Here is a 12820-nt window from a genome sequence, read left to right on the forward strand (position 1 = left end):
CCCATCCGCACCCGCGTCCTGATCCACGACGGCTTCCGCTCAACCGGCGTCTCACTGTTGCGCACCTCAAGCCGCAACAACTTCCGCCCCTCCGGCTGCGCGCTCATCGGCTCAGGTCCGCGTACAGCGGGTGCTTCTTGGCCAGCAGTTCGACCCGGTTGCGCAGCGCCTGCTGCGCGGCCTCGTCGAAGTCCGGCTTCAGCGTCTCGGCGATGATGTCGGCGACCTCGGTGAAGTCGTCGGCGTCGAAACCGCGGGTGGCCAGCGCCGGGGTGCCGATCCGCAGTCCCGAGGTGACCATCGGCGGACGCGGGTCGAACGGCACCGCGTTGCGGTTGACGGTGATCCCGGCCGAGTGCAGCCGGTCCTCCGCCTCCTGGCCGTTGAGCTGGGAGTTCACCAGGTCGACGAGCACCAGGTGCACGTCGGTGCCGCCGGTGAGGACGCGGACGCCCGCCTCGGCGCAATCGGTGCGCGACAGCCGGTCGGCGAGGATCTTCGCGCCTTCCAGGGTGCGCTCCTGGCGCTCGCGGAACCCGTCGGTCGCGGCGATCTTCAGCGCCACGGCCTTGGCCGCGATCACGTGCTCCAGCGGACCGCCCTGCTGACCGGGGAACACCGCCGAGTTGATCTTCTTCGCCAGTTCCTGACGGGAGAGGATCAGGCCGCCGCGCGGGCCGCCGAGGGTCTTGTGCGTGGTGGTCGTGACGATGTCCGCGTGCGGCACCGGCGACGGGTGCAGCCCGGCAGCCACGAGGCCGGCGAAGTGCGCCATGTCGACCATCAGCTTGGCGTCGACCAGGTCGGCGATCCGGCGGAACTCGGCGAAGTCGAGCTGACGCGGGTAGGCCGACCAGCCGGCGACGATCAGCTTCGGCTTGTGCTCGATCGCCAGCCGCTCGATCTCGGCGACGTCGACGATCCCGGTCTCCTTGTCGACGTGGTAGGCGACCACGGTGTACAGCTTGCCGGAGAAGTTGATCTTCATCCCGTGCGTCAGGTGGCCGCCGTGCGCGAGATCGAGGCCGAGGATGGTGTCCCCCGGCTTCAGCACCGCGAACATCGCCGCCGCGTTGGCCTGCGCGCCCGAGTGCGGCTGCACGTTCGCGTGCTCCGCGCCGAACAGCGCCTTGGCCCGGTCGATCGCGAGCTGCTCGACGACGTCGACGTGCTCGCACCCGCCGTAGTAGCGGCGGCCCGGGTAGCCCTCGGCGTACTTGTTGGTCAGCACCGAGCCCTGCGCCTCAAGCACGCCGACCGGGGCGAAGTTCTCCGAGGCGATCATTTCGAGCGTCGACTGCTGGCGGTCCAGCTCCGCGGCCACCGCGGCGGCGACCTCGGGGTCCGCTTCGGACAGGTGGGCGTCGAACGGGGAAACCATCAGTTCTCCTGGGTCAGCTCGGCGTACGCGGACGCGTCGAGCAGCTCCGGGACGTCGCCCGAGAGCCGCACCTGCAGCAGCCATCCTTCGGTGTAGGGGTCGGAGTTGATGACCTCGGGGGTGTCCGATGTGGCCTCGTTCACCGCCACCACCTCGCCGCTCACTGGCGAGTACAGCTCGCTGACCGACTTGGTCGACTCGACCTCGCCGAACACCTCGCCCGCGGTGACGGTGTCGCCGACGCCGGGCAGCTGCACGAACACGATGTCGCCGAGCGAGCCGGCCGCGAACGCGGTGATGCCCACCGTCGCGACGCCGTCGGAGACCGACAGCCACTCGTGTTCCTTCGTGTAGGACAGGTTCTGGGGGATGCTCACGGTTCTAGGGCCTCTCAGGCTCGGGAGTAGAAGGGCAGGGCGACGACCTCGACCGGCTCGACGCGGCCCCGGATGTCGACGGACAGCGCGGTGCCGGGCTCGGCGTGCTCCCGGTCTACATACGCCATCGCGATCGGGTAGCCCAGCGTCGGCGCCAGCGCGCCGCTGGTGATCTCCCCGATAGTGGCATCCCCGGACAGCACGGCGTACCCGTGCCGCGGGGCGCGGCGGCCGGTGCCGCGCAGGCCGACCCGCACACGCGGGACGTCGGCCTTCTTCAGCTCCTCCAGGGCCGCGCGGCCCACGAAGTCGCCCGGCTTCTCGAACTTCACGACCCGGCCGAGACCGGCGGCGAACGGGTTCAGCTCGCGGCTGAGTTCGTTGCCGTACAACGGCATTCCGGCTTCCAGCCGCAGCGTGTCGCGGCAGGCGAGCCCACACGGGACCAGATCGTGTTCCTGGCCGGCCTCGGTCAGCAGCTGCCACAACGCCGGAGCCTGCGCCGCGGGCACGAACAGCTCGAAGCCGTCCTCGCCGGTGTAGCCGGTGCGGGCCAGCAGCACGTCGATGCCCTTCACGACGGCGGGCACGCTCGCGTAGTACTTCAGCGACGCCAGGTCGGCGTCGGTCACCGCGGCGAGCACGTCGACCGCCTTCGGGCCCTGGACCGCGATCAGCGCGGTGTCCACAGACCGGTTCTCCACCACCGCGTCGAACCCGGCGACGCGCTCGGCCAGCGCGTCCGCGACCACAACGGCGTTGCCCGCGTTGGCCACCACCAGGTACTCCTCGTCGGCGAGCCGGTAGACGACCAGGTCGTCCAGCACGCCGCCGTCCGCGTCGCAGATCATCGTGTAGCGGGCGCGGCCCGGCTTCACGCCGGTCAGGTTGCCGACCAGCGCGTAGTCGAGCACGTCGGCGGCCTGCGCGCCGCGGACGTGGATCTCGGCCATGTGCGACAGGTCGAACAGCCCGACCGCCTCGCGCACCGCCTTGTGCTCGGCCAGTTCGCTGGCGTAGCGCACCGGCATCGACCAGCCGGCGAAATCGGTGAACAGCGCGCCGAGGTCCTTGTGGACCTGGTGCAGAGGGGTTTCCGTCACAGGAAGCCTTTCGTTGTCGCGAGCGGAGGACACGCTCACGCGTCGTACGCGTCGAGGGGCGGGCAGGAGCAGACGAGGTTGCGGTCGCCGCGCGCCCCGTCGATCCGCCGCACCGGCGGCCAGTACTTGGTCTTGCGCGCCACGCCGGCCGGGTACACCGCCAGCTCGCGGTCGTAGTCCGCGGTCCACTCGCCGGCGATCGACGACGCGGTGTGCGGCGCGCCGCGCAGCGGGCTCGTCTCGGCGGTCCAGCGACCGGCCGCGACCTCGTCGATCTCGCGCCGGATGGCGATCATCGCCTCGCAGAACCGGTCGATCTCGGCGAGGTCCTCGCTCTCGGTGGGCTCGACCATGAGCGTGCCCGCGACCGGGAAGGACATGGTCGGCGCGTGGAAGCCGTAGTCGATGAGCCGCTTCGCGACGTCGTCCACGGTCACGCCGGTTTCCTTGGTGATGCCGCGCAGGTCGAGGATGCACTCGTGCGCGACCAGGCCGTCCTGCCCGGTGTAGAGCACCGGGTAGTGCGGCGCGAGCCGGGCGGCGATGTAGTTGGCCGCGAGCACCGCGACCTTGGTCGCCTCGGTGAGCCCGGGCGCGCCCATCATCCGCACGTACGCCCAGGAGATCGGCAGGATCGACGCCGAACCGTAGGGCGCGCCGCTGATCGGGCCGACGCCGGTGTCCGGTCCGGCCTGCGCGAGCAGCGGGTGGTTCGGCAGGTACGGCGCGAGGTGTTCGCGCGCCGCGACCGGGCCGACGCCGGGACCGCCGCCGCCGTGCGGGATGCAGAAGGTCTTGTGCAGGTTCAGGTGCGAGACGTCGCCGCCGAACTCGCCCGGCTTCGCCAGGCCCAGCAGGGCGTTGAGGTTCGCGCCGTCGACGTACACCTGGCCGCCGCCGTCGTGCACGATCTTGGCGAGCCGCTCGATGCCGTGCTCGTAAACGCCGTGCGTGGACGGGTAGGTGACCATGATCGCGGCGAGATCACCGCTGTGGCTGTCCACTTTGGACTGCAGGTCTTCGAGGTCGACGTTGCCCTCGTCGGTGCACTTGACCACGACCACGCGCATCCCGGCGAGCACCGCGGACGCGGCGTTGGTGCCGTGCGCGGACGACGGGATCAGGCAGACGTCGCGCTCGGGCTGGCCGTTCGCCCGGTGGTAGGCGCGAATCGCCAGCAGCCCGGCGAGCTCGCCCTGGCTGCCCGCGTTCGGCTGCAGCGACACCTGGTCGTAGCCGGTGACCTCGGCCAGCCAGCCGGACAGCTGGCGGACCAGCTCGTGGTAGCCCTCGGCGTCCCCGGCCGGCGCGAACGGGTGGATGCCCGCGAACTCGCGCCAGCTGATCGGCTCCATTTCGGTGGTGGCGTTGAGCTTCATCGTGCAGGACCCGAGCGGGATCATCCCGCGGTCGAGCGCGAAGTCCTGGTCGGCGAGGCGGCGCAGGTAACGCAGCATCGACGTCTCGGACCGGTGCGTGCTGAACACCTCGTGCGTCAGGTAGCCGCTCTCGCGGGCGAGACCGTTCGGGAGCGCTTGCGCGGCTTCCCACGCACCGTCGATACCGAAGGCGCGAAGCACCTTCGCGAGGGTGTCGGGACGCGTGACCTCGTCGGAGGCGATGCGGACGTGGTCGGCGTCGATGTGGCCGAGGTTGATCCCCACCTCACGCGCAGCCGCGTGCACCTCAGCCGCACGGCCAGGCACCTTCGCGACGACAGTGTCAAAGAAGGCCTCGTGCACGACTTCAACGCCACCGGCGCGCAGCGCGTTCGCGAGACCGGCCGCGAGCTCGTGAACCCGCGTCGCGATCGCCTTCAGCCCCTCGGGACCGTGGTAGACCGCGTACATCGCCGCGAGCACCGCGGGCAGCACCTGCGCGGTACAGATGTTGGAGGTCGCCTTCTCGCGACGGATGTGCTGCTCACGCGTCTGCAGCGCGAGGCGGTACGCGGTGTTCCCGTCCGCGTCCACGGACACGCCCACAAGACGGCCGGGCAGCGACCGCTCCAGACCAGCGCGGACCGCCATGTACCCGGCGTGCGGACCGCCGTAGCCCAGCGGGACGCCGAAGCGCTGCGTAGAACCAACAGCGACGTCCGCGCCGAACTCGCCAGGCGCGGCGATCAAGGTAAGCGCCAGCAGGTCGGCGGCGACCGTGTACAGCGCGCCCGCGGCCTTCGCCGCTTCGGAAACCGCGTGGTAGAAACCGCGGCCGCGCAGCACGCCGGACGCGCCGGGGTACTGCACGATGACGCCGAAGAACTCCTCGGGCAGCCCGGTGAGCAGGTCGCGCACCTGCACGTCGATGCCGAGGCCGGCGGCGCGCGTCCGCACGACCTCGATGGTCTGCGGAAGGCATTCGGAGTCGAGAACGACCACAGTGGACTTCGACTTCGACGCGCGGCGCATCAGCGTCATCGCCTCGGCGGCCGCGGTGGACTCGTCGAGCATCGAGGCGTTGGCGATCGCCAGCCCGGTCAGGTCGGACACCGCGGTCTGGAAATTCAGCAGCGCTTCGAGCCTGCCCTGCGAGATCTCCGGCTGGTACGGCGTGTACGCGGTGTACCAGGCCGGGTTCTCCAGCACGGTGCGGCGGATCACGCCCGGCGTGACGGTGTCGGAGTAGCCGAGGCCGATCATCTGCGTCATCGGCCGGTTGCGCGCGGCGAGCGCCCGCAGCTCGGCGGTGGCCTCTTCCTCGGACGCGGGCGCGGGAAGCGCCAGGTCACCGGCCGTGCGGATGGCGGAGGGCACCGCCGCTTCCACGAGGGCGTCCAGGCTTCCGTAACCGCATTCGGCGAGCATCTTCGCCCGCTCGGCCTCGCCGGGACCGATATGGCGGGTGTCGAAGGGGGTGGAGGTGATGGGAGCTCCTCGGGACGGGCACCGGGCGCGGCGGTGCACTGGGAACTCCCCCTCTGTCATGGGCACCTGAGAGTTTCACCGCGCGCTCGGCGCGGCTTTCACCTTGGGTGAGGCGCGGGTGCGCCTGCTTTCCAGAGTGGCCTCGCCAAAAGCGGTAGCGGTTACCTGAGAGATTCCGGGGAGTTTGCTCCTTCGGTGTCCCACTGCTGGCATGGGACTCTCCCGCTCCGGCTCGAACGGCCCTGTGTTCAATTGTGGGTGCGGCCACCCTACCTGCCGCTTCACGCGCCAGTCTACCTCTCCCGGCCTACACCACACCCCCCGCCAAAGGTCCGTGAAGGGCTCCTTGCCGGAATCAGATTCCCGCAAGGAGCCCTTCACCGACGGTTACAACGGGGTCACGTAAGCGCCGGAGATGCCGCCATCGACCAGGAACTGCGCGGCGGTGATGAAGCTGGCATCGTCGCTCGCGAGGAAGGCCACCGCGGCGGCGATCTCCTCGGGTTCGGCGAAGCGGCCGACCGGAACGTGCACCAAACGGCGAGCCGCGCGCTCCGGGTCCTTCGCGAACAGTTCCTTCAGCAGCGGCGTGTTGACCGGCCCCGGGCACAGTGCGTTGACCCGGATGTTCTCGCGCGCGAACTGCACGCCCAGCTCGCGCGTCATGGCGAGCACGCCGCCTTTCGAAGCGGTGTAAGAAATCTGCGACGTCGCGGCTCCCAGCACAGCCACGAACGACGCGGTGTTCACGATCGAACCGCGGCCCTGGCGCTGCATGTGCGGCAGGACGGCCTTGCAGCACAGGTACACCGAGGTCAGGTTGACCCGCTGCACCTTCTCCCAGGCTTCGATGCCGGTGGTGAGGATCGAGTCGTCCTCCGGCGGCGAGATGCCCGCGTTGTTGAACGCGACGTCGACCGCGCCGAACTCGTCGACCGTCGTCTGGAAAAGGGCTTCGACCTGGTCCGCGTCGGTGACGTCGACCTGGACGAAGGCCCCGCCCACCGCGTCGGCGGCCGCCTTGCCCGGCTCCGGCGCGACGTCGCCGATCACCACCTTCGCGCCTTCGCTCGCCAGCCGCTTGGCGGTGGCGAGGCCGATGCCGCTCGCGCCGCCGGTGATCACCGCGACGCGGCCGTCAAAACGCTGCACCATCTATTCCTCCGTGCTTTCCGTGCTGAGGAAAACGTTCTTCGTCTCGGTGAAGGCGGCCGCGGCGTCCGGGCCCAGTTCGCGGCCGAGGCCGGACTGCTTGAAGCCGCCGAAGGGCGTCCAGTACCGGACCGAGGCGTGCGAATTCACCGACAGGTTCCCGGATTCGACACCGCGCGCGACCCGGAAGGCGCGGCCGACGTCGCGAGTCCAGATCGAACCGGACAAGCCGTATTCGGTGTCGTTGGCCATCCGCACGGCTTCGGCTTCGTCGCGGAAGCGGACCACCGCGACGACCGGGCCGAAGATCTCGTCGCGGGCCAGCGGATCGTCCAATCCCGGCGGGAGCACGACGGTCGGCGCGAACCAGTAACCCGGCCCGGACGGAGCGCTGCCGCGGAAGGCGACCGGCGTCTGTTCGGTGACGTAGGAGGAGACTTTCGCGTGGTGGGCCGCGGAAATCAGCGGGCCCATCTCGGTCGCCTCGTCGCCCGGATCGCCGACGACCACGCCCCGCACCGCGGGTTCCAGCAGTTCGAGGAACCGGTCGTAAACGGTGTCCTGCACCAGGATCAGCGACCGCGCGCAGCAGTCCTGCCCGGCGTTGTCGAACACCCCGTACGGCGCGGTCGCGGCGGCCTTCTCCAGGTCGGCATCGGCGAACACGATATTGGCGTTCTTGCCGCCCAGCTCCAGCGTCACCCGTTTCACCTGCGCCGCGCAGCCGGCCATGACCTGCTTGCCGACCTCGGTGGAGCCGGTGAACACGACCTTGCGCACCGCCGGATGCGTGACAAACCGTTGCCCGACAACCGATCCCTTGCCCGGGAGCACCTGGAAGACGTCGTCGGGGATGCCCGCCTCGCGGGCGAGTTCGGCCAGCCGCAGCGCGGTGAGCGGGGTCAGCTCGGCCGGTTTGAGCACGACCGTGTTGCCCGCCGCGAGCGCCGGCGCGAAGCCCCAGCCCGCGATCGGCATCGGGAAGTTCCACGGCACGATCACGCCGACGACGCCCAGCGGCTCGTGGAAGGTCACGTTGACGCCGCCGTCGACCGGGATCTGGCTGCCCAGCAACCGTTCCGGCGCGCCCGCGGAGTATTCGAGCAGGTCGCGCACGTTGCCCGCTTCCCAGCGCGCGTTGCCGATCGTGTGCCCGGAGTTCTCGACCTCCAGGCGGGCGAGGTTTTCGCGGTCGGCGTCGACCGCGTCCGCGAACCGGCGCAGCAGCCTCGCCCGATCGCCAGGGGCGACCGCCCGCCAGGCCGGGAACGCGGCGTGCGCGCGGGCGATCGCGGCACCGGTCTCCGCCTCGGTGGTCAGCTCGACCTGGCGCACCACTTCCGCGGTCGCCGGGTTGCGCACCTCGAACGTCGTCATTTCCCCTCCTGCGCGGCGTTCACCAGCGCGGCGAACAGCCGGACGTCGTCGCCGTCCTGCTCTGGATGCCACTGCACGCCGAGTACGAACTCCCCCGGCATCTCGGCGGCCTCGACCGTCCCGTCCGCCGCGCGGCCGGACGCGACCAAGCCGGAGCCGAGCCGGTCGATCGCCTGATGGTGGTAACACTGGACTTTCTTTTCCCGGCCCAGAATCGCGGCCGCCCGCGTGCCGTCGACCAGGTTGACTATGCTGGTGCCGAAGGTCGCCGGGGCGGGCTGATGCGTTGCGTCGCCCAGGGTTTCCGGCAGATGCTGCGAGAGCGTGCCGCCGAGCGCAACGCTCATCACCTGCAGCCCGCGGCACACGCCGAGCACCGGCTTCCCAGCCGCGCGCGCCGCCTCGAACAGGCCGAACTCGAACGCGTCGCGCTCGGGGCGGATGTACGTCGCCGGGTGCGGCTCCTGGTCGTATCGGCTGGGTTCGACGTCCGCGCCGCCGGTGAGGACGAGACCGTCGATGCGTCCCACGAGCGCGTCGTAATTCGTGCTTACCGGCGGCAGCAGCACTGGGATCCCGCCCGCCTTGACCACACAGTCCGCGTACACCCGGTGCAGCAGCGTCGCTTCGGTGTCCCAGGCCAAGAACTTCGCCTGTTCCGAATAGGTGCTGAGCCCGATGACAGGCGGGTCAGAGTCGTTCGAAACCACGGATGCGCTCCCAATCGGTCACAGCTCGCTCGTACGCTTCGCGCTCGATCCGCGCGGCGTTGAGGTAATGGTCGACTACATCGGCACCGAAGGCATCTCGCGCGATACGGCTGCCTTCGAGGACTTCAGCTGCTTCAGCAAGCGTGACGGGCACAGTGGGCTTGTCGGACGCGTACGCGTTGCCGACGAACTCAGGCTCCAACGGCAGCTCGTTCTCGATGCCGTGCAGCCCCGCAGCGACCATCGCGGCGACAGCGAGGTACGGGTTGACGTCTCCGCCGGGTACGCGGTTCTCGACGCGCAACCCGTCACCGTGCCCGACAACGCGCAACGCGCACGTACGGTTGTCCGTGCCCCACGCGATCGCTGTCGGCGCGAAGCTGCCAGAGACGTAACGCTTATAGGAGTTGATGTTTGGAGCGAAGAAGTACGTCAGCTCGCGCAACGCTTCCAGCTGTCCGGCGAGGAAGTGCTGCATCAGCTTCGAGAAGCCGTGGTCGCTGTCGCCGGGAAGCACCGCTTCGCCGGACTTGCCGCGAAGGCTCAGGTGGATGTGACAGGAGTTGCCTTCGCGTTCGTTGTACTTCGCCATGAACGTGAGGCTCTTGCCCTCCTGCGCGGCGATCTCCTTCGCACCATTTTTGTAGATGCCGTGGTTGTCGCAGGTCGCGAGCGCTTCGGCGTAACGGAAGGCGATCTCGTGCTGACCCGGGTTGCACTCGCCCTTCGCCGACTCCGGGTACAGGCCCGCGCCCGCCATCCCGTTGCGGATCCGGCGCAGCAGCGGCTCGATGCGCGCGGTGCCGAGCATGGAGTAGTCGACGTTGTACTGATTGGACGGTTTGAGGTCGTGGTAGCGCTTGTCCCACGCGGACTCGTAGGAGTCGTCGAACACGATGAACTCCAGTTCGGTGCCCACGTACGCCTTCAGGCCGTGTTCGGCGAGCCGGTCGAGCTGACGGCGCAGCACCTGGCGCGGCGAAACGGAAACCGGGCCGCCCTGCACGTGCTCGACGTCCGCGAGCACCAGCGCGGTGCCCTCCTGCCACGGGATCTCCCGCAGCGTCGCGAAATCCGGCCGGAGCACGAAGTCGCCGTAGCCGCTCTGCCAGGACGAGATGGCGTAGCCGTCGACGGTGTTCATGTCAACGTCGACGGCGAGCAGGTAGTTGCACGCCTCGGTCGCGTGGCCGACCACCTCTTCGAGGAAATACTCCGCCGAACAGCGCTTGCCCTGGAGCCGCCCCTGCATGTCGGTGAGCGCGACGAGCACCGTGTCGATCGTGCCCGCCGTCACCCGTTCGCGGAGTTCTTCGAGCGTGAGCATTCCTCGCCTGGCCGCCATCGCATCGCCCCAAAGGTTCGGATCAGGTCCTTTGCGGCTTCTTCCTACCGGGCCGCGGTGCCCTGGTCAATCTACTGAAAGGTATTTTCTTATACCTTTAAACGCGTGCTCACCCGGCCGCACCCGCGCGGCGCCTGCTATGTCCGGGTTGCCCGGCTGAGAAGATACTGTGAATCGGGTGCGTCCGGGACCAAATCCGCCGCCTCGTGCGTTGGACCGGGCAAGAGAGGTGAGAGGGATGACTGAAGCATTCACGCAGACCACGTTCAGCCAGCAGCAGGCGCGGCCGCAGTTCCCGACGCTGCCCACCGGGTGGCCGATCGGGTCGTACGAGTCCTACGAACAGGCCCAGCAGGCCGTCGACCACCTCGCGCACGCTGATTTCCCGGTCACCGACGTCACGATCGTCGGGGTCCAGCCGATGCTGGTGGAGCGCATCGCGGGCAAGATGAGCTGGAGCCGGATGCTCAGCAGCGCGGCCATGTCCGGCGCGGTGTTCGGGCTGTTCCTCGGCCTGGTGCTGAGCATGCTCAACCCGGCCGCCGGGCTGCTCTCGATCGTGCTCGGCCTTGCCGCGGGTGTCGTGTTCAACGTGGCCTTCGGCGCACTGGGCTACGCGGCGAACCGCAACAAGCGCGGATTCATCTCGCAGAGCCAGCTGGTCGCGCAGCGCTACGACGTGCTGTCGCAGCCGCGCAACGCCGAGAAGGGCCGCCAGCTGCTGGCGGACCTGGCCGCGCGCTCCGCGTTCAACCACTGAGTTCCGCTACTCGCCTCCCGGGCGCCCGGGCCGTTCGCGGCCTGGGCGCCCGGTTTCGCGAGGGGGCGGGGGCTCGTGAACGCCTGTGCCGGTTCTCACCGGGATCAACACTCACGACCCCTCTCACCGCGGCGGCGGGACCGACGTCGCGGGGGGCTTCGGGATCACCGCCGCGAACGGCACCCCCGCGTCCTCCCGGCAATAGCCGCGATAGCCGTTGTAGCCGTTGACGTTCCCGTGGTCGTCCTGCACTCCCTCGACGACCTTCGGGCGCGGGAAATGGTTGTCCTGCCCGGTCATCTGGCTCGTGCCGGTGTCCTTCTCACAGCCGTAGCGGGTGATCGCGAGCGGACGGCCCCGGTCGTCGTACAGGTAGACGTCCTCCAGCGGCTTGCCGTTCGCGTCGAAGACGTAGAGGTTGCTCAGTTCGTGCGTGCCGTAGCGCAGCGCCTCGTTGCCGTGGACGTCCTCGTACGTCGACGAGGCGTACATCGGGGCGGAATTCGAGGAGTACGTGCGGTCCCGGACGAGGTTGACCGCCGCGCCGAGGCCGCCGAACGCGCTGCCCACCACGAACGCCGACACCGGCACCGCGATCCACAGCATCCGCCCGTCGGCCTTGGTCCGCGGGCCGGCCCACATCACCAGGCCCGCGCCGACGAGCAGTACCGGCAGCAGCAGGACCGCGTGCAGGTTGCGGATCATCAGCAGCAGCCCGAACGCCAGCAGCGCGAACCCGCAGACCACCCACCACGCCGGCTTCAGCGAATTGAGATACGTGAGCGCGCGGTCGGCCGACCGGTCGTCCCGCATCGACTTCACCATCGCCTTGGCGCGGACCACCTCCGGCAGTCCCCGCATCGCATCCACGCCGCGGAGCAGCAGGAACGCCACGCTCACCGCGAACACCGGAGCCAGCACGAGCATCCCGACCAGCATCTCGACGTCGAAGCGCACCGCGGTGGAGAACGCGACCAGCGCCGTCCCCGCCGCACAGAACAGCAAGCCCCACAGGGCAAGCCGCGGCCCGACCCGGCCCGGCTTCGCCGCCGGGAGCACTTCGGCCGCCGTCTGCGGAGCCTCCGGGGCGGGCGGGTAGCCGCCGGACACCCGCAGTTCGGCCGCGTAGCACTCCGGAGTGCCGAGCCGAGCGACGAGATCCTCGACCCGCGCAGCCGCCCCGAGTTCCGTCTCCATCTCGGCCAGCTGCGGCCGGACGTCCTCAAGCAGTTCCTCGATCTCGTTCGCGGGCAGATCCGCGAGCGCGGTGCGCACCCTCGCCAGGTACGCCCGCGCGGCCGTCGGCTTGTCCGTGCTCATGCTTGCCTCTCCCCGATTCGTGCCGCGTTCCGCCTGTCCGCGCGGTCAGGCCCGCTCTTTCACCAAACTGTCCATAGTGGACGCGAAGCTGCGCCACGTGCGCGCCGATTCGGCGAGCCGCGCCCGGCCCCGGTCGTTCAAGCTGTAGTACTTGCGGTGCGGGCCCTCTTCGCTCGGAACCACGTAGGACGTCAGCAACCCCGCCTTGTACAGCCGCCGCAGCGTGCCGTACACCGAGGCGTCCCCGACCTCGTCCAGGCCGGCGACGCGAAGTCTTCGCAGCACGTCGTAGCCGTACCCGTCGTCGTCGCGCAGCACCGCGAGGACCGCCAGGTCCAGCACTCCCTTGAGCAGCTGACTGATCTCCACGGCGTTCCTTCCCCGGTCCTGCGCGAGAGAAGGTACCACGCATAGCGCAGTAGTGTGCC

Annotated in this window: 11 protein-coding genes, 1 pseudogene and 1 riboswitch; of the genes and pseudogenes, 1 reads left to right on the plus strand and 11 read right to left on the minus strand. The window is 69.6% G+C overall.

The window, feature by feature from the left end:
- The 9 genes and pseudogenes from BM362_RS46275 to BM362_RS17675 all read right to left on the minus strand — a co-directional run.
- A pseudogene (locus BM362_RS46275) lies at positions 1 to 107 on the minus strand (lipoyl synthase); the annotation flags it as partial.
- On the minus strand, positions 104 to 1381 hold the full coding sequence (glyA, locus tag BM362_RS17640) for a serine hydroxymethyltransferase (RefSeq protein WP_093573882.1): 1278 nt from the start codon (positions 1379 to 1381) through the stop codon (positions 104 to 106). The gene glyA and the pseudogene BM362_RS46275, both read right to left, overlap by 4 nt.
- Complete coding sequence (gene gcvH, locus BM362_RS17645; RefSeq protein ID WP_067589411.1) at positions 1381 to 1758, minus strand: glycine cleavage system protein GcvH; 378 nt, start codon at positions 1756 to 1758, stop codon at positions 1381 to 1383. Before gcvH ends, glyA begins: the two co-directional genes overlap by 1 nt.
- 14 nt (positions 1759 to 1772) lie before the next feature.
- Positions 1773 to 2861: a glycine cleavage system aminomethyltransferase GcvT gene (gcvT, locus tag BM362_RS17650; protein WP_093573883.1), complete on the minus strand. Its 1089-nt coding sequence runs from the start codon at positions 2859 to 2861 to the stop codon at positions 1773 to 1775.
- A 35-nt stretch (positions 2862 to 2896) separates the two neighbouring features.
- Positions 2897 to 5728 carry an aminomethyl-transferring glycine dehydrogenase gene (gene gcvP / locus BM362_RS17655; protein WP_093574200.1) on the minus strand — a complete coding sequence of 944 codons (2832 nt, stop codon included), beginning with the start codon at positions 5726 to 5728 and terminating at the stop codon, positions 2897 to 2899.
- 43 nt (positions 5729 to 5771) lie between these two features.
- A riboswitch (glycine riboswitch) is annotated at positions 5772 to 5873 on the minus strand.
- A 242-nt stretch (positions 5874 to 6115) separates the two neighbouring features.
- The gene (locus BM362_RS17660) at positions 6116 to 6883 is read right to left on the minus strand and encodes a 3-oxoacyl-ACP reductase (protein ID WP_093573884.1); all 768 of its coding nucleotides are present in this window, start codon (positions 6881 to 6883) and stop codon (positions 6116 to 6118) included.
- On the minus strand, positions 6884 to 8257 hold the full coding sequence (locus BM362_RS17665; RefSeq protein WP_067589424.1) for an aldehyde dehydrogenase family protein: 1374 nt from the start codon (positions 8255 to 8257) through the stop codon (positions 6884 to 6886).
- Entirely contained in the window at positions 8254 to 8967 is a 714-nt protein-coding gene (locus BM362_RS17670; RefSeq protein WP_093573885.1) for a gamma-glutamyl-gamma-aminobutyrate hydrolase family protein, read from the minus strand. Before BM362_RS17670 ends, BM362_RS17665 begins: the two co-directional genes overlap by 4 nt.
- On the minus strand, positions 8948 to 10312 hold the full coding sequence (locus BM362_RS17675; RefSeq protein ID WP_208865247.1) for a glutamine synthetase family protein: 1365 nt from the start codon (positions 10310 to 10312) through the stop codon (positions 8948 to 8950). The genes BM362_RS17670 and BM362_RS17675 overlap by 20 nt, the downstream gene beginning before the upstream one ends.
- Before the next feature lie 238 nt (positions 10313 to 10550).
- Between BM362_RS17675 and BM362_RS17680 the strand changes: the two genes are divergently transcribed.
- Positions 10551 to 11072 (plus strand): YflT domain-containing protein, encoded by a 522-nt coding sequence (locus BM362_RS17680; protein WP_067589432.1) that lies wholly within the window; start codon positions 10551 to 10553, stop codon positions 11070 to 11072.
- Between the two features lie 123 nt (positions 11073 to 11195).
- Here BM362_RS17680 and BM362_RS17685 read toward each other — a convergent pair whose 3' ends face one another.
- Both BM362_RS17685 and BM362_RS17690 read right to left on the minus strand, forming a co-directional pair.
- Complete coding sequence (locus BM362_RS17685; protein ID WP_093573887.1) at positions 11196 to 12392, minus strand: DUF1700 domain-containing protein; 1197 nt, start codon at positions 12390 to 12392, stop codon at positions 11196 to 11198.
- A gap of 45 nt (positions 12393 to 12437) precedes the next feature.
- The gene (locus BM362_RS17690; RefSeq protein ID WP_037811647.1) at positions 12438 to 12761 is read right to left on the minus strand and encodes a PadR family transcriptional regulator; all 324 of its coding nucleotides are present in this window, start codon (positions 12759 to 12761) and stop codon (positions 12438 to 12440) included.
- Positions 12762 to 12820 lie beyond the last annotated feature (59 nt).

The sequence above is a fragment of the Amycolatopsis rubida genome, from assembly GCF_900115345.1.
In the GTDB taxonomy this organism is placed as follows: Bacteria; Actinomycetota; Actinomycetes; order Mycobacteriales; family Pseudonocardiaceae; genus Amycolatopsis; species Amycolatopsis rubida.

Coding starts and splice junctions, on each gene's coding strand:
- BM362_RS17680 (WP_067589432.1), top strand. CDS start 10,551: ATGACTGAAGCATTCACGCAGACCACGTTCAGCCAGCAGCAGGCGCGG.
- BM362_RS17675 (WP_208865247.1), bottom strand. CDS start 10,312: ATGGCGGCCAGGCGAGGAATGCTCACGCTCGAAGAACTCCGCGAACGG.
- glyA (WP_093573882.1), bottom strand. CDS start 1,381: ATGGTTTCCCCGTTCGACGCCCACCTGTCCGAAGCGGACCCCGAGGTC.
- BM362_RS17665 (WP_067589424.1), bottom strand. CDS start 8,257: ATGACGACGTTCGAGGTGCGCAACCCGGCGACCGCGGAAGTGGTGCGC.
- BM362_RS17660 (WP_093573884.1), bottom strand. CDS start 6,883: ATGGTGCAGCGTTTTGACGGCCGCGTCGCGGTGATCACCGGCGGCGCG.
- BM362_RS17685 (WP_093573887.1), bottom strand. CDS start 12,392: ATGAGCACGGACAAGCCGACGGCCGCGCGGGCGTACCTGGCGAGGGTG.